13 protein-coding genes are annotated in these 16,382 nt (G+C 55.0%); 8 read left to right on the top strand and 5 right to left on the bottom strand.

Features of this window, described 5'->3' with window-relative positions; translation table 11 throughout:
- Positions 1–100 precede the first annotated feature (100 nt).
- Both SFX18_04065 and SFX18_04060 read left to right on the top strand, forming a co-directional pair.
- Entirely contained in the window at positions 101–1,471 is a 1,371-nt protein-coding gene (locus tag SFX18_04065) for a DUF1501 domain-containing protein (protein MDX1962301.1), read from the top strand.
- 59 nt (positions 1,472–1,530) lie between these two features.
- Complete coding sequence (locus SFX18_04060) at positions 1,531–2,988, top strand: hypothetical protein (GenBank protein ID MDX1962300.1); 1,458 nt, start codon at positions 1,531–1,533, stop codon at positions 2,986–2,988.
- A 95-nt stretch (positions 2,989–3,083) separates the two neighbouring features.
- On the opposite strand, the gene SFX18_04055 is transcribed toward SFX18_04060, so the two are convergent.
- The 4 genes from SFX18_04055 to SFX18_04040 all read right to left on the bottom strand — a co-directional run bounded on the left by SFX18_04055 (position 3,084) and on the right by SFX18_04040 (position 6,999).
- On the bottom strand, positions 3,084–3,575 hold the full coding sequence (locus SFX18_04055; GenBank protein MDX1962299.1) for a SufE family protein: 492 nt from the start codon (positions 3,573–3,575) through the stop codon (positions 3,084–3,086).
- A 169-nt stretch (positions 3,576–3,744) separates the two neighbouring features.
- Positions 3,745–4,599, bottom strand: coding sequence for a sulfurtransferase (locus SFX18_04050; GenBank protein ID MDX1962298.1), 855 nt, complete (start codon positions 4,597–4,599; stop codon positions 3,745–3,747).
- A gap of 202 nt (positions 4,600–4,801) precedes the next feature.
- The gene (locus tag SFX18_04045) at positions 4,802–5,902 is read right to left on the bottom strand and encodes a hypothetical protein (GenBank protein MDX1962297.1); all 1,101 of its coding nucleotides are present in this window, start codon (positions 5,900–5,902) and stop codon (positions 4,802–4,804) included.
- The gene (locus tag SFX18_04040) at positions 5,884–6,999 is read right to left on the bottom strand and encodes an MFS transporter (protein MDX1962296.1); all 1,116 of its coding nucleotides are present in this window, start codon (positions 6,997–6,999) and stop codon (positions 5,884–5,886) included. Before SFX18_04040 ends, SFX18_04045 begins: the two co-directional genes overlap by 19 nt.
- Positions 7,000–7,231: 232 nt before the next feature.
- Here SFX18_04040 and SFX18_04035 point away from each other — a divergent pair, with 232 nt between their 5' ends.
- The 4 genes from SFX18_04035 (at position 7,232) to SFX18_04020 (ending at position 11,752) form a co-directional block, all read left to right on the top strand.
- The gene (locus SFX18_04035) at positions 7,232–7,957 is read left to right on the top strand and encodes a leucine-rich repeat domain-containing protein (protein ID MDX1962295.1); all 726 of its coding nucleotides are present in this window, start codon (positions 7,232–7,234) and stop codon (positions 7,955–7,957) included.
- A gap of 486 nt (positions 7,958–8,443) precedes the next feature.
- Complete coding sequence (locus SFX18_04030) at positions 8,444–9,538, top strand: sialidase family protein (GenBank protein MDX1962294.1); 1,095 nt, start codon at positions 8,444–8,446, stop codon at positions 9,536–9,538.
- A 74-nt stretch (positions 9,539–9,612) separates the two neighbouring features.
- Entirely contained in the window at positions 9,613–10,365 is a 753-nt protein-coding gene (locus SFX18_04025; GenBank protein MDX1962293.1) for an ABC transporter ATP-binding protein, read from the top strand.
- 109 nt (positions 10,366–10,474) lie between these two features.
- Positions 10,475–11,752 carry an efflux RND transporter periplasmic adaptor subunit gene (locus tag SFX18_04020; protein ID MDX1962292.1) on the top strand — a complete coding sequence of 426 codons (1,278 nt, stop codon included), beginning with the start codon at positions 10,475–10,477 and terminating at the stop codon, positions 11,750–11,752.
- 21 nt (positions 11,753–11,773) lie between these two features.
- Here the strand turns inward: SFX18_04020 and SFX18_04015 are convergent, their stop codons facing one another.
- Positions 11,774–13,879 (bottom strand): TolC family protein, encoded by a 2,106-nt coding sequence (locus SFX18_04015; GenBank protein MDX1962291.1) that lies wholly within the window; start codon positions 13,877–13,879, stop codon positions 11,774–11,776.
- Positions 13,880–15,212: 1,333 nt separating this feature from the next.
- Here SFX18_04015 and SFX18_04010 point away from each other — a divergent pair.
- Both SFX18_04010 and SFX18_04005 read left to right on the top strand, forming a co-directional pair.
- On the top strand, positions 15,213–15,446 hold the full coding sequence (locus tag SFX18_04010; protein MDX1962290.1) for a hypothetical protein: 234 nt from the start codon (positions 15,213–15,215) through the stop codon (positions 15,444–15,446).
- A gap of 118 nt (positions 15,447–15,564) precedes the next feature.
- On the top strand, positions 15,565–16,287 hold the full coding sequence (locus SFX18_04005) for a hypothetical protein (GenBank protein ID MDX1962289.1): 723 nt from the start codon (positions 15,565–15,567) through the stop codon (positions 16,285–16,287).
- Positions 16,288–16,382: the final 95 nt, after the last annotated feature.

The raw sequence follows: 16,382 nt of genomic DNA, 5'->3' as shown, positions 1-16,382 counted from the left end.
CTCCCAGAGGGGCTGTTGATCGTCAAGCTAACATTGCGCGCGTCGTACTTTCTTGAAGCACTTTTGACAATAATTACGACATAATAGCGAGGTAACCGTCATGCTCTCCATCCTGGGTCAACCTGATCGCGCGACAAATTTTTGCGACCGTGTCAGCCGCCGCGGGTTTTTGCACATTGGCGCAGCGGGTATCGGCGGCCTCTCGCTGGCCAATTTGCTGGCATTGGAGTCGCGCGCTGGCATCGGTAAATCGCACAAAGCCATCATCAATATTTATCTCCCCGGCGGACCGTCGCATTTGGATATGTTTGACTTGAAGCCTGCCGCCCCCGCCGAAATACGGGGCGAGTTTCAGCCCATTCGCACCAACGTGCCAGGGATCGAAATTTGCGAGTTATTCCCCAAGCTGGCCAGCATCATGGACAAGCTGATCATTGTCCGGTCGCTGTCCGATTCCAGCGGCGACCATGACGGCTACCAGTGCCTGACGGGACACAAAAAGAACGAACGAGCCCCCAATGGCGGCTGGCCCACGGCGGGAGCCTGGGTGTCGCGCCTGGCGGGGCAAGCCGATCCGGGCGTCCCGGCCAATATGGCGCTCATGTACGCCACGGGAAATAAAACCTGGGGAGACCCCTATCCGGCGGGATTCCTAGGCGTGAAACATAACCCCTTTAACGCCGTGGGCAAAAAAGCCCGCGAAAAATCCGACAACATGGTCCTGCGGGGAATCACGCTGGAACGGCTGCGTGATCGCGAACAACTGCGCCAGTCGCTGGACACTTTTCGCCGCGACACGGACACCCTGGCCCAATATGAAAGCCTGGACGCCAACATGGAGCAGGCGCTTGGCATATTGACCGATAGCAAGCTGGGGGACGCGCTGGACCTGAGCAAGGAAGACCCCGCAGTTTTGGCCCGCTATGGCCAGTCCGATACCGAGTTTCAGCGCGACGGCGCGCCCCGCATGGTGGAAAACTTTTGCCTGGCGCGGCGCCTGGTCGAGGCGGGCGCGCGGTACGTCGCGCTCAATTATAGCCGCTGGGATTGGCATGGCGGGGACGGAATGAACTTCCCCAGTTCGCGGGTGGAATTTCCCATGCTCGATCAAGCGCTCTGGGCGTTGGTCACTGACTTGCACGAGCGGGGCCTGGACAAAGATGTGTCGGTGGTGATGTGGGGAGAATTTGGCCGCACGCCCAAGATCAACGCCATGAACAGCCGGGACCACTGGCCGCAGGCGAATGCGTGTATCTTGGCGGGGGGTGGCATGCGGACGGGGCAGGTGATCGGCTCGACCACGCGGAACGGCGAAGAGCCAAAGGATCGTCCAGTGAAGTTTCAAGAGGTGTTCGCCACGCTGTATCACAACCTGGGGATCGACGCGCACCGCGACCGGGTGTTTGACGGTTCGGGCACGCCGCGCTACCCGGTGGATAGCGGCGTGGAGCCGATCCGGGAAGTGTTATAGGGGGAAGTTTACGCGTAATGTTGGTTTGATAAATCAGATATCATTTGATGGAAACCACAATGTCTAATCTTCTTTGTGTGGTCAAATGTTGGTTGCTTGCTTTCTGTCTTTGTGCTGCAACCACAAGATTACTATCGCAAACCACAGAGGAATCGATTGATCTAGTTGAGTTTTTCGCGGGATTGAAAGAGCGTGTAGCTGGCGTTGAAATTAGTTACGCAATTTCGCAAGAGGATCCTAAGACAATAGAATTACAGTTAGGGCAACACATTAGCGAAAATGCCACAGTCGCAATTCCGCCGGATGTTTGGGACAAACTTCAAACTCTTCCCAATCTAAGGGACATCTCCTTCGGCTTGAACAAGGGGCAATTGATTAGATTAGCCGAGGAATTGCAGAAGTTCCCCTCTTTTAAAAAAATTACCATTGATGGCGATGCCGATGACAAGGATTTGGCCTGGTTAGCTGCGCACCCAGATTTAGAATCTCTTGTGTTACTAAATAACGATATCCAGGGGCATGGGTTTGCCAAGCTTTCTAGATTCGAGAAACTCAACTATCTTGCCTTAACTGGCAATCCATTGACAGTTGAGGGAATGCGTGCGGTCGTCGAAACATGCCCCAATCTGGAGACGCTTGCATTGGGAAGGAGCACGCTTACACCGGAACATTTGGGCACAATCGCCAAATTATCCAAATTGAAATTCCTGGAGTTATTTTCGGAAACGATGACCTTGAATCATTGGGAGCAACTTGCTACCGCTTCATCTCTACAAGAATTACATTTACGGTCATGTGCGCTCAATGACCAGACAATACGGGGGATAGAGCTATTGACGAATTTGCGTAAACTCAACCTAAAAGATAATAATCTAGGCAATGAATCATTAACCTACATTGCGAAACTGAAGAAGCTCAATTATGTAATGTTGCCAGGTTTACCGGATAATTTGAACATTACGCAGAAACTGGAATTCGGACTCAAGCGCGGCAAGGATAATAGGTATCAGTACAACATTATAAATGATGTTGGCTTACGCGCACTCGCGGATTTACCTGAGTTGAGCCACTTGGATATTTCTGGTAATCCCTTGACTGGCGCTGGATTTGATAACTGGAAATCCTCCAATACCTTGCGACACTTGAGCCTCGCTCGCACTCAATTGACAGACACCCATGCACAGAATCTAAAACAATTCGCCAATCTTGAAATCTTAGACGTGGAACAAACCAAACTCACAATAACTGGTTATCGTAAATTCCTGCCCTTACCAAATCTATCGTATCTCAATTTAAGCAGCACGAAGTTGACCGATGATATTTTTGGGCTCTTGGAACAAATCCCGGAACTTAAACACCTCTATCTCCAAAATACGGATGTAAGCATGGCCGCGACCCGCAAATTTCGCGAAGCGAGTCAAATACCTAGCACAATTTACACTTGGGGGAAGGAAGAACGACGATATGAAGATAAGCAAAAACGTGAATTACTCAAAAAGTTCGATAAGTCCAAATAAGTCGGCCTATCTCAATATTATTTAACGAAGCGCCGGCCTCCACGGCTAGGTCCGCTCATCCGCAGCATAAATTGATTTCATCAGAAAATTTACTTTTAGGTATATGAGCCATCGATGCTCCCGCCTCGCTCCACTTGTCGGCGGATGTAGTGCAAGATCGCCGATAATCCCCGCGTGCGCATCATGCCCAGGGCCTGCGCCAGGCCCAGCCGCTGTAACAAATCCAGCGGGGCGGCCAGGACCGTTTCCACCGCTTGACCATGAAACGCCTCCCGCAGGATCGCCACAAAACCTTTGACCGTGGGGGCTTCGGGAGCGACCCAGGCGTGAATTTCAACCTGGGCCTGGGCGGGCGGCGAATCTTTAGACGCTGAATCCGGTGTTTCAACCCCCGTGGTTTCCTGATGAACATTTACCCACAGAAAGACCGGGGTTTGGCATTCGTGCACGCGGTGCTCCCCCGCCAGGCGCTGGGCCTCATATTCTGACGGCAGGGGAGGCAAACCCTCGGAGTATTCCAAGAGCAGTTCCAGCCGCTCGCGTGGCTCCAGGTCGGCGAACTCGTTGATGATGTATTCCAGAGTCATGAAAACGGTAATTTAGCACGGAGTATATTTGGAGAGATGCGAGGCCCACGGAGATTTAATTGCAAATCTCAATTTGAAATTTCAAATTTGTGAATCAGTAATACGGATTTTTCTGTTACACACCCCGCATAACAATAATTCATTCTTCATTCATAATTCTTAATTGAATTCACCCCGGCTCATTCCCCTTTACGATCGGCACACCGACGATGTTTCCCCATTCGGTCCAGGAGCCGTCATAATTTTTGACACTTTGAAAGCCCAGTAAATACGTCAGCACAAACCAGGTCAGGCTGGAACGCTCGCCAATGCGGCAATAGGCGATCGTGTGCTCATCCTTATTATAGCCTTGGTAAATCGCCGCCAACTCCTCCGCCGGTTTAAACGTCCCGTCCTCGCGCACATTCTTGGGCCAGGGAATGCTTACCGCGCCGGGAATATGTCCCGTCCGCAACGAGCCTTCTTGCGGATATTCGGGCATGTGCTGCAACTCGCCCGTGTATTCCCCCGTCGAACGGACGTCAATAAGGGGCCGCCGCGCGCGGCAATGGGCCAACACTTCGTCCCGAAACGCCCGAATTCGCGGGTCGGGGTCGCTCGCCCGATACCTGGTCGCTGGATAGGTTGGCTCGGGCTCTTTGGTCCAGGGGCGCTGGTCCAGTTCCCATTTTTTGCGTCCGCCATCCATCAAGACGCAATTTTTGTGGCCATACAATTTAAAAACCCAAAAAGCGTAGCAGGCCCACCAGTTATTTTTATCCCCGTAAAAGACCACGTTGGTGTCGTTGGAAATTCCCTTGCTGGAGCAGAGTTTTTCAAACGCGGTTTTATCGATGTAATCCCGCACGATGGCATCCTGCAGGTCCAACTGCCAGTCGATCATCACCGCGCCGGCGATATGCCCCTGGGTATAGAGCAGCACATCCTCGCTACTCTCCACAATCCTCACGGCGGGATCATGCAGGTGGTCGGCCACCCATTGGGTGCTAACCAGAACCTCGGGGTGGACATAATTGGCGGACATGGCAAATCTCCTGCCCCAATAAACGATATTGCGCGGGGCGTGGCAAAAGCGGACAAAAAAATCGACAGCCAGAAGCGCGAGGCGGCCGTCAAAGCCACCCCGTTAACCTAAGTTACTGCCAGCAAAGCACTTCCGCCATTGGAACTTGCATGTGGCAGCTCTTCCTAGTCAAACTTTAACCTACCGCATCGAGCGTATTCTTTCAATGAGTGGCCAATTGCCCCAGCACAGCGGCAATTTCGCTCGCCGTGGCGGTCACTGGTAGCGGGTGCCCCACACTGATGGCGGGGATCGTCGATTGACGGTCAGGGGCCGGGGAAAAATTGCGAGCCAGCACGGGCAAGATGCGCCAGCGATCGGCCAACTGATTTTTTACCAGGGAATCTTGCAAGGTGGAAAGAATCCGCGACCAGTCGGACGCCGGGGAATGTGTGCCCGCCTCGCCGGGTGCTGTCACACCCCATAGCAACTCGCGCTCATCAGCAAGGACCAGCGATTTTTCCAGAAATTGCGGCAGATCGTCGCTGGTTGCGGGCAATGCCCGTCCAATTCCCGTGGCTTGGACCAAGGTTGCCAGCATCCCCTGATCGGCGGCGGTAGGTTGCCACATAAAACAGAGCTTGCGATCGATGGCCGAGACGATGCAAAGCCATTCCGTCAGACTGGAGGCGTTACTCACCACCAAGAGCGGTCCATAGGAGGGGACAAAATCGGCGTGGTCTACCTCTAACCGACGGCGAAGCGGCATCAGCAAATACGACAGCGTCCGGGATAAAAAGTCGGGCCGCATCCAAGACATCAGGGCGAACATCAATAACGTAAAACCGCTCGCGGTCAGAAACAACCGCTGCGGGATGGATTGCTGGGCCTCCAGTTGTGTGACAAAAGCTCGCCAGACCGCGGGGTCGTGGGATTCTTCCACCGCTCCCGCGGTCAACGAATTGCCCGTCCAAGATTGCAGCAACAAGGTCACACAATAAAAGCTGGCCACGGCGATCAAGCCGCCGGTCACGTTTAAGAAATTGCTGGTGGCCACCATGTTTCCCTTGCTATCCTTGGGGGCCCGGTGCTGCAAAAGTGTGTACAAAGGCACGATATATAGACCCGATACCAGGCCAATAATCACCAAACAGATGATCGTCGGGGCCTGGGATTGGGCCATTTGAAGCAGCGTCTGCCAGAGGCCGCTCGATCCACTCGGGGCGATGGGGGGAGCCGCCACCACCGCCAGGCAAGCGGTCATGAGGGCCAGGGCCAGCGTGCCAAACAACACCAGGCCCAGCTCTACCCGCGAACCAGACAACCTGCCAGCCAGGGCACACCCCCCCCCACGCCAAAGCCAACCAGCGCGACCAGCGTGGCAATCCAGAGTTCATCGAGCTGCTGCGAGGGCTGCGCGGAAGGAGGCACGAGCGGAGTGGGCAATAACGTCGTGGAGGTCTGGGCGGGGGCGTCTGGCGTCGCACCGGCGGGAGGGACGGGATTATTTGAGGAAGATGCGGGGGGAGTCATTTCCGCCAGATGGGCGCGGGCTTCGTGCAGTTCCTTGGCGGATTCCCCCTGAAAGAGCAGCGTCTGCCGCACAAAAAGTGTCATAAATGTAAAGAAGGCGATTCCGACCACCGCCAGCACCAAGGGTTTTGAGCGGCGCAATTCGCCAAAATTTTTGGCTAAGGGAACCAGCGGATTAAGGGTAAACTGGCGATCGGGGGAAGCCGCGGGGATGGGGGCGACCAAATACGCAAACGCCATTCCCAGCCAGGCCAGGGCAAACAACGTCAGTCCGATCACCCATTCTCCCCCGGCCAGCGGGTCGGCGCGGTTCTTTAAAAAAAAGTACAGGTAACCTCCAAACGAGGTTCCTAAAATATTGGAGACAAAGCTGGTCCCCTCGAGAATGCCATTCCCGCGCGAGAGCACGCTCGTGTGCAAGATTTCGGGCATGATGCCGTATTTTGCCGGCACAAAAAACGCGCTATGCGTCCCCATCAAAAAGACCGCCGCAATGACCAAAAATGCGCTGATCGTGGCGATGGTTTTGGAGTCGGCCCAACCCCAGCCGACCGTATGGGGCAGCAAAAAACCGACCAGGGCCAGCCCCGTGATAAAGACCTCCGCGATTTTCCAAAACACGATCGTTCTTTGCTTGCTGTACTTGTCCGCCAAAATACCGGCCAAGGGAGAAAACAAAAAGAACGGCGCGATAAAGCAGGCCGTTACAATCGACACGATCGTTTTTTGGTCAAAGCCCGGCAGATGCACATACCCATGCAGCAAATCACTGGCAAAAAAGATCGCCACGATATGAATCGCCTGATCATTAAATGCCGCCAGAAATTGCGACAATACCAATCCCACATACGAGCGGTCCGATAGCTTTGTCGCGGGTATAAAGTTCATGCTAACCAGCAAAAAGGACTGTGGGGGCGGTGGGAAAGAGCGCTGGGTAGCCCCTTGTGCGATAATGGCGGGAACGACAAAGGGAGCGCTAGGCGAATTATCCGCTAGGTGAACCAGCCGGATCAAATCCCTTATAACGGGGGATTTCGCTGGAGTAACCTGTTAAAATATAATGAATTTTGACCCTATTGCCCAGGACCAGACCTCCGCCCGGTTTTAACCCGTTCCACGCATGCCACGTTTTGTTGTAAATCAAGGGATTTGTCGTGGAGGAATCGGGGGATTGATTTGCGCTTTGCTCCTTGGTTGCCAAGAACACCCCGCGGCCTCCCCGCCATCCGCACCTGCTACTACAACCGTGGACCCGGCTGCGACGGCTGCCGATTGGTCCAAATTGCTGGAATCCACCCGGGCCGCGGGCCATACGCACATATTCTTTGATCAGCCCCTTTCCAACGCGCAGGTGGCCCAGTTAAGTGCTCTGCCGGAACTGAAGGTAATCGAACTACCCCGCGCGGCCTGTGACAGTGACGCCTGGGAAAAACTCTTGTCGATTACCCAGTTGCAAATCCTGCGCTTGGGCGAAACAAACCTGACCGACGCCGACTTTGCCAAACTGCGATCATCCTCGGGATTATGTTGGCCAGAGTTAACGCAACTGAATCTGGCCAGTTGTCAGGCTGGAAATAGCGCCTTGCAGATTGTCTCGGAGCACCCCCGGTTGGAATTGCTCTGTTGGAGAATGAGTGACGTGGAGGACGCGGGGCTGGCGGCTTTGGCCAAATGCGGGAATTTGCGATTTTTGATTTTAACCCGGGCGCGGATCACCGGGGTGGGATTGCTAGAACTGGCAAAGCTGCCGCGACTGGAATCGCTTTACCTTGCCGGCAATCCCCTCCGCGAGGAATACCAAATCCAACTGCAACATGAACGGCCGGATTTGCATCCCGATTGGTAGGCACGAGTCGGGAGTCAGACGCGGTGCAATCGTCTTTGGCAATTGGGCGTGGATCAGGACGTCGTGGTATTCGCTGTACCAAAACAAACAGTAGCTATGGCTGTATTTTGAAGCTCAATAGGCAGCAAAGTGATTTCGTGAGGTTTGAAATTTCTTACCACGTTGGGTTTAACTGGAAAAACAACTGAACCACTAATCCGCGCTGATCTTCGCTAATCCAGACGGTATTTCCAAGCTAAGCGGATCGCTTAGTTAGATCGCGGTTAAAATAGCATTCTGGATTAGTGTCGATTAGCGAGGATCAGTGTTCCCAAATTTCTTCACCAAAACGCGCCTTTTTTTACGATTTTTCTGCATTACAGTCGTTTGTAAAAAAAGAGCATACAAGGCACTAGCTATTCACGGTTAGTAGCGTATGCAGCGTCAAATATGCTATGTTAAGCGCAATAGATACGAGTCAACCGGTATTAATCAGGGGAATTCGGCATGCCCAAGTTTCGCTTTAGCACTGCTCTCTGCTTGGTTCTGTTTATGTTTTTTTCAGCACGGGGTACTCTCGCCCAGGAACCAAGCTTTCCCGGATTGATTTCGCGGGAGTTTATTTACGAACAAGCTCCTTTTCCTGAATGTCACGCCAGCACCTTGGTCCAATGCAAGGATGGCACGTTGGTGGCGGCCTGGTTTGGCGGCACCAAAGAAAAAAATCCCGATGTCGGCATTTGGGTAGCTCGTAAGACGGAAACTGGCTGGAGCAAACCGGTGGAAGTGGCCAACGGAGTTGAATCCGCCGCAGTTCGCTATCCTTGCTGGAATCCAGTGTTATTTCAGCCCAGCCAAGGCCCCTTGCTGCTATTTTACAAAGTCGGGCCCGATCCCGACACTTGGTGGGGCATGTTGCTGACATCCGACGATAACGGTCAAACCTGGAGCCAGCCCCAGCGGTTGCCCCAGGGCATTTATGGACCGATCAAGAATAAACCGGTGGAATTGGCCGACGGCACCTTGCTGTGCCCCACCAGCACCGAGGACCAAGGGTGGCGAATCCATTTTGAAAAAGGAACCTGGAAAGATGGAAAATGGCACTGGCAACTGCAAGAGCCAGTCCCCAACCCGCAAAAGACGGGGGTTATCCAACCCACGATCTTGAGCCACGGCCAATTGAAACTCCAGGCCCTTTGCCGAAGTAGAATCAGTAAAATCGTGGAAACCTGGTCGGCGGATGGGGGAAAAACCTGGAGTGAACTGGCTGCCACGTCCCTGCCCAACCCCAATTCCGGCATCGACGCCGTCACGCTGGCGGAAGGTCGCCATTTGCTGGTGTATAATCGTGTTACGCCTCAACCAAAGGAAAATGGCTGGGGGGACCGTTCTCCCCTGAATTTGGCGATCAGCGGGGATGGCCAAACCTGGACCGAAGTCGGGATGCTAGAAAATGAACCGGGAGGGGAATTTAGCTATCCGGCGATCATTCAAACTAGCGATGGCCGCGTGCATATCAGCTATACCTGGAAACGAAAAAAAGTCCGCCATGTGGTGGTGGATCCCGCAAAAATGTCCGCTCCTGACAAAAATCCGCGCTAACTTGGTTGTTATTTTGCATCCTGGTAATCAAGATAGCCGCGTGGATCCCGCCTGCCGCCCGTGTTCGCTTGCTTATGGCCCTTATCCAACTTACGGATGTCCGTAAAATCTACCACCTGGAATCCGTGGAGGTCGCGGCCCTGCGCGGGGTGACCATGCGGATCGAGGCGGGGGATTATGTGGCGCTCCTGGGTCCGTCCGGCTCCGGCAAGTCGACCTTGATGAACACGCTGGGTTGCCTGGACCGGCCCACGAGCGGCAGTTATCTGTTGGACGGGTTGGAGGTTGTCAGCATGAACCGCGATCAACGGGCACGGCTGCGCAATCTAAAGATTGGATTTGTGTTTCAAAATTTTAATCTGCTGGCCCGGACCAGCGCCCAGGAAAACGTGGAATTGCCGCTGCTGTACTCGCGGCAAATTTCCAGCCGCGAGCGCTCCGAGCGGGCGGTCGAAATGCTGGAAAAAGTGGGTCTGGGGAATCGCCTGGACCATCATCCGGGCCAACTGTCCGGGGGCCAGCAACAGCGCGTGGCGATCGCCCGGGCGTTGGTCAATCGCCCGTCGATTTTGATGGCGGATGAACCGACGGGCAATCTGGACACCCGCACCAGCCGCGAAGTGATGGATCTCTTTCGCGAGTTAAACGAACGGGACGGGATCACGATTATCCTGGTGACGCACGACCAGGTCGTGGCTAAAAACGCCAAACGGGCCGTGGTCCTGCGCGATGGGCACATAGTGGCCGACACGCCGGATTTTCAGCGGGCCATCGAAATGCTGCATGGCGAGCAACCAGCCGAAGAACTGGCCCCCACCCCGGATTGACCCAGCTTTGGATTAACTTGGGATTTGGGCAATATATGCTAAAATAGAGCTTTTACCACCAGCGGCGGATCGGCGGACCAGGGCCTACTTTGGACGGCAATTGAACATCATGTGGCGCAACATTCTTTGGGTCGGCGTGGCGATCGTGTTATTGGGTGGGACCGCGGGGGCCATGTATTACACCTGGGGCACTCCCGATCTGACAAAACGCTTTCGTCTGGGAAAGCTGGATAAAGGCCGTATCGTGCAGGTGGTGAATTCCAGCGGGACAGTCCAACCGGTCAAAAGCGTCCAGGTTGGCGCGTTTGTCTCGGCCCCGGTCGAAAAAGTGTTCGTGGACTTTAATAGCGAAGTCAAGGAAGGGGATGTGCTGGCCCTCATCGATCAACGCTTGTTCAAGGCGGGGGTCGCGCGGGACGAGGCGATTCTGGCCAATAACAAAGCCGATCTGCAGCGGGTGACCGCGCAATTAACCAATGCCCGCAATAACGAACAGCGGGCCAAAAATCTGCGCGCGGCGAAGAAAACTTTTATCAGCGATCAAGAGCTGGACCAGTTTACCGCCGACCGCGCCGCGCTCGAGGCGCAGGTCGAACTGGCCAAAGCCGGCATTCAACAAGCGGAGGCGGCGCTGACCATCTCGCGGCAAAATCTGGCCTATACCGAAATCACCGCGCCGGTCAGCGGCGTCATCATCGACCGTAAGGTGGAAGAAGGCCAAACCGTGGTGGCCTCTTTTCAGTCGGACACGCTGTTTGTGGTGGCTCCGGACTTAAAGAAAAAAATCCACATCTATGCCGCCGTCGATGAAGCGGATATCGGGCTGATTCGCGCGGCGGAAGAAGCCAATGAGCTGGTTCAATTCACGGTGGATTCGTATCCTGATGATCTGTTCGAAGGGCGAATCGAACAAATTCGCAAAAGCCCCACCACCAACCAGGGTGTCGTGACCTACACGGTGGTGGTGGCCGCCGCCAACGAACAACTCAAACTCTTGCCCGGCATGACGGCCAATCTCTCTTTTCAAATCGAGGTTCGCGATCCCGCCATCCGCCTGCCAAATGCCGGACTGCGGTTTTATCCCAAAGCGGCCGATGTCCGCCCGGAAGACCAGGGCATTTTGGACGGGACCATTTTAGCCGCCGAGGCCAGCAATAATACCGGCGGCGGAGGGGTCGTCGTGCGCCAAAGCGCCGAGGACCTGGCCAAAGCCTCGCGCGAACGGGGTAAACGGCACGTCTGGGTGATCGATGGCGGAAAATTGCGGGCCGTCCCCGTGATCATCGGCATCAACGACGCCAAACATAGCGAATTGTTGGAGGGAAAGCTTAAACCTGGCGACCAAATCGTCACCGGTATCAAATCCGCGCTGACCGGCGGAGGCTAACAAGTAACAACTGCGGAATAGCTACTTGGGTTTGTTTATATTCCGCATGGCTCCTTTGTTTAATCCTCCTGATAGCGGTGGATCTGGCAGTGGCGGGACAGGGGGAAGCTCCTCCGCCGGGGTTGATTGCGGCTGGGCTTCCAGCGCGGGGGGGACGGGCTGGGGGGCGGAATTGGGAGGGGGAATGTCCTCAATCTCGGGCAACACGATTTTTTCCGGCAGTTTGTAGGCCTGTTCGCCGCTGGCCCGTGGCAAGTCAACATTGGGCGTCGGGGGCATTGACTGGGGATACAACACCGGTCGAAAATGCCTCCCCAACGGACCAACGGACCCATAACGCTCTTCGGCAAATCGAATGCCGTGGGTTTCCAAAATCGTCCCCGTCTGGGCCTCCAACCGCGCAAGGACCGTATTGTATAAAACCAACGCTTGATTCTCGTTGCGGACGGAGTTGCCCCAATCGGTGATGGCCAACAGCACATTCAAATACAAAATGCGCGTGTTCGCCTGAAACGCCGCGAGTTGCTGTTCGATATTGATAAACGCCGCTTCCCGTGTCCGTTTAAACGCCAAATACTGCTCGTAAGTATTCGCCAAATCCCGGTAGCTGGCAGCTAATTCATGCGCGGCCTGGTGCAGCCCCTGGTCCAGATTGGCCCGGTCGCGCGTCAATAACAATTGCCGCTGCCGCAGGGTGGCCCGCTCGCTGCGCAGGCCCAGCGGCACTGAAAAATTCACGCCGGTCTGCCATTCCTGGTAATCCGCGGAATCCCCGACAATCCGCACTCCCTCCGGCGTTTTCCCCTCCAGCCCATTCCAGCGGTACAACCCCACGGCGTCCAGGCGCGGCAACGCCTGGTTTTGGGCCAGGATTAATTGTTGCTCGTCGGCCTCCAAAATGAGCTTGAGTTCAATCAGATTGGGACGATAAGTCTCGGCCAAGGCCCGCAGGCCGTACCAGTCCAGGGGAATTTGCTCCACGGACAGAGGGGTCCCGGGCACAATCCGTCGCCCATCGGAAGGGCTGATTCCCAGCAAATTCCGCAGCACTCCCTCACTCGCCCACAGATTAGCCTGCGCGGCAATCAGATTGGCGCGAAAGTTTTCATACGAGACGCGGGCCTGGGCCGCTTCCCCTTCATTGGCCAGGCCGACCAGCGCGCGCCCTTCGGCCCGTTCGAGCGCTTCCAGTCCGGAATTGACCTGTTGCTCGCGCACCCAGACATCGATTTGGGCAAATTGCAAATTCCAGTACGCCTCAATCACGCTAAAGACGAGGTTCTGGACGGCGTCTTTGTATTGAAAGAAGCTAAACTCGGTATTGATTCGGGCGATGATGATGGGGGCGATATTGGCCCGATAGCCTCCCCCCTGTAATAGCGGCTGCGTCAACGCCAGTTCGGTGCTATTGGCTGTTTGCGGATTCAGGGGAAAGAAGCCAAACCGATTGTCGTTGCGATTGACGTTGAAATTGGCCTCGGCGGTGGCTCCGGTCAGCAGACGCTTGCTAATGCCGGTGGAATTGGAAAATCCTTCCGCCCGACTGCCGGTAATAATACTCGTGGGTGGGGGCGCGGGATTAAACTGGCCTAGGGGCTGGTCGGATTGATTCCAAAACGTGTCATTCCGCAGGCGGGGATCAAACCGCCCCCGTTCCAGATCGATTTGGGTGTTGGAGATCGCGGGATCGTAGATAGTCGCCCCGGAAGGGACCGCCGTATTTCCCGCCAACACCCGCACGATATCGCTGTTTTCCAGGGCGATGCGGATCGCCTCGTCCAAGCTGAGAGTCCAGGTGGCGTTCTCGGGCAGGGGCTGGGAAACAGTGGGGGGCGTGGGGACGGGGGGCAAATTTGCCGGGCGAAACTGTTCCGGCGCTCGGACTTCGATCCGGCGTTGCTCGGGAAAGATCAGCGGACGGTATTCCGGGGGAGGAGCGGCGGGATGGGTCCCCCCTTCAGCGAGTGTTTTTGCAATGCAAAAGATGCTGGTTGCAACAGTAATAATACTGACGATGAAATACGTTTGCCACGTAAACCGTTTCGCGACAGAGTTCGTTTGCGCGAACCCCTTGCGGTTGCCTCCCGGCTGCGATGCGCGGCTGTTTTGCCAAACCGAATCAATCATGGAGCACGGCGGCAAGGAAGGGATTTTGGCGAGGCAGACACGGTTCTGGCAAAAAATAATCCGCATGATTGCCATTTCTGGCACGATTCCGGCTATCGGCGGCACACGTCACAAACGCCGTTTTGCCGCTAGCGACCCGACAGTAGCATCGACTGGCCGATTGGCCTCACTCTACAGAGGCTTAGCCGGGACTGCCGAGTTTACCTCGCTTAGCAGTCGCAAGAATGCTAGCAGTCTGGGATGGAATCGGGGTTATAGCGGTTAAGGGTGAAGGTTCCGATTAGCGAAGATATAGGCAGGGCGGAATGTATACCGCCAGCCCCGTAGAACGGAACGTGTTCCGCCATTACATTTTCTAGGAATTGTTTAGCCGCGACGCGGAGCGGAGCGCGGGGGCTGCTGGTTTTTGGTTGCTGGTATTTGGTTTTTGGTTAAATGCCTGCCTAACCGCAACGCGGTTACAGCCCCGTAGAACAGAACGTGTTCCGCCATTGCATTTTCTAGGAATTGTTTAGCCGCGACGCGCAGCGGAGCGCGGCATGACAGACCCGAAAATACATTTATCACGGAGTGACGGAGAAGTCACCGAGGGTCACGGAGAAGACATCCAGACGTGGTCGCCGTTCTTCCTGTAGCGGCGACGTTTCGTCGCCGTATTCTTCGTGGCGGCGAGTTGTGCTCGCCGATCCCACCGCACCCGCGACGCGCAGCGGAGCGCGGGGCCTGCTGGTTTTTGGTTACTGGTATTTGGTTTTTGGTTAAATGCCTGCCTAACCGCAACGCGGTTACAGCCCTTAGCCCCGGGTTAGCGCAGCGACTACCCGGGGTAAGCCGCCCTAGAAACACTCCCCGGGGTCGGGAATCGTTGGCGCGAGTGGGCCAGTCATTTGCACAGCATCGTCGCCAAGGATTCCCGTCCCCCTGGGGCATGTCATGCGTGAGGGGGTCGGGAGTCCTGGGCGAATTGCGCTGCCTAGCCAAACACGTTTGCACCGCCCACGACTCCCGACCCCGCAGGATCAGGTCACGACCTGCTCGCCATACCCGCTGGTCTGTGCGACACCGGCAGGCTGTAATTCTCGATGCTAACCCGCTGGTTCGATGGGGATCGAGAGCTAACTGGGACGCATCAATTGCCGCACCTGCGTCAGTAGAGGTACGGCAGCCAGCGTGGGGGAATATGAGTGATTGGGCATAACACAAATTTACAGAAATCCACAGATAGAACGGCAAGTCGGAAAATTACTGAAAAGTATTGACGGTAAACATGAATTATGCAGAATGGGATCAGATTTGTAATATGCAGATTTCTGAATACTGATTGTTCGGCATCATGAAAACACCTCGCAATTTTTCCTCCCGTTCTCCAGCAGAGCAGCAGATACTCACTGAAGATTCGTGGTGTGAAGTTTGTGAGGCGGCAGATTTGGGTATGCGAGATGCACGCGAGTTTGAGCAAGATGGGAAGATTGTTGTCGAAGGATTTTGCAGAAAATGCGGCAGCGTCATTCGTAATCATATCACGGAGATCGAGACGGCACAGCCGAAGAGTCAGCATGAAGATTGACATGATGCCTAACCATGCACTCTGCAGCGAACCCGGCGTGAGCGTCGCGGTTGCAATCGCACGCCCTCGTAGGCCGGGTCGCTGTGCTTGGGTCGTTATGCACTAAGGTTGAACAACAATGAACCGAGCGACGATCATACTCGCAGTCTTCATCGTGGGATGCGGCGACACAGCACCCAGCCGCGCCCCCGTCGGCAAACCACGTCCGCACTCGACGCCTGCCCACAGTCACGGCGCTTCGTCGCAGACTCAGAGCGCCACTACTTATGACTTCAAAGCACTTACTGAAGGCATGATCGTCGGCAGAACTCAAGACGACGAGCTTTATGACATTGTGTTTCCCGGCGACATGATACCGAATGTTGACGTAATCACGGCGCAAGGTAAGTCGGCACAGATCGTCTACGGCATCAGAATCGCTGAGAATGAACCAATCATGATGCTCAAGCTAGTACATTTCTCACAAGTCGCACCTCTGGGGGTTCAGCAAATAACAGCAACATCCGGCAACAAGTCCGCGACTCATCGCTTTCCAAGCAATATGGTTTCGCGGCAAACGGTCAAAGGAGTAACGATAGAATTCGCAACCATGCTCCCGTACGTCGAGCCATCCGCCGGACAGTTCTTGGATGTCACTCGATATTCGAAAGCATACAATGTCGAGGTCAAGGGTGCCGGCGGATTTACCACGTTCTCTCCGGGTTCAAAAGCGCGTAAACACGCTTCAAGAATGCTTACCCTGTTTTCAGCGCTCAAACAGCGTCCGGAATTCGTCACAGATATCCAACGCAACGCCCTCAGCTTTGCAGAGTTCCAACAAGCACTATTGCAGGGATTATGAAACGGCATAACCACCGGATGCACGCGAGGCGGCGTTCGCATCGGTAGACGATGGTTGGTTCACTCGCGCCGCCCGCGTGATCCTGTCGTTATTCC

The organism is Pirellulales bacterium, assembly GCA_033762255.1.
GTDB lineage: Bacteria > Planctomycetota > Planctomycetia > Pirellulales > JALHPA01 > JANRLT01.
This window is presented reverse-complemented; position numbering and strand designations above follow the sequence as displayed.

Bases quoted from the DNA above. Each gene is read 5' to 3' on its own strand.
- SFX18_04065 (MDX1962301.1), top strand. From the start codon at position 101: ATGCTCTCCATCCTGGGTCAACCTGATCGCGCGACAAATTTTTGCGAC.
- SFX18_04060 (MDX1962300.1), top strand. From the start codon at position 1,531: ATGTCTAATCTTCTTTGTGTGGTCAAATGTTGGTTGCTTGCTTTCTGT.
- SFX18_04055 (MDX1962299.1), bottom strand. From the start codon at position 3,575: ATGACTCTGGAATACATCATCAACGAGTTCGCCGACCTGGAGCCACGC.
- SFX18_04050 (MDX1962298.1), bottom strand. From the start codon at position 4,599: ATGTCCGCCAATTATGTCCACCCCGAGGTTCTGGTTAGCACCCAATGG.
- SFX18_04040 (MDX1962296.1), bottom strand. From the start codon at position 6,999: ATGAACTTTATACCCGCGACAAAGCTATCGGACCGCTCGTATGTGGGA.
- SFX18_04035 (MDX1962295.1), top strand. From the start codon at position 7,232: ATGCCACGTTTTGTTGTAAATCAAGGGATTTGTCGTGGAGGAATCGGG.
- SFX18_04030 (MDX1962294.1), top strand. From the start codon at position 8,444: ATGCCCAAGTTTCGCTTTAGCACTGCTCTCTGCTTGGTTCTGTTTATG.
- SFX18_04025 (MDX1962293.1), top strand. From the start codon at position 9,613: ATGGCCCTTATCCAACTTACGGATGTCCGTAAAATCTACCACCTGGAA.
- SFX18_04020 (MDX1962292.1), top strand. From the start codon at position 10,475: ATGTGGCGCAACATTCTTTGGGTCGGCGTGGCGATCGTGTTATTGGGT.
- SFX18_04015 (MDX1962291.1), bottom strand. From the start codon at position 13,879: ATGATTGATTCGGTTTGGCAAAACAGCCGCGCATCGCAGCCGGGAGGC.
- SFX18_04010 (MDX1962290.1), top strand. From the start codon at position 15,213: ATGAAAACACCTCGCAATTTTTCCTCCCGTTCTCCAGCAGAGCAGCAG.
- SFX18_04005 (MDX1962289.1), top strand. From the start codon at position 15,565: ATGAACCGAGCGACGATCATACTCGCAGTCTTCATCGTGGGATGCGGC.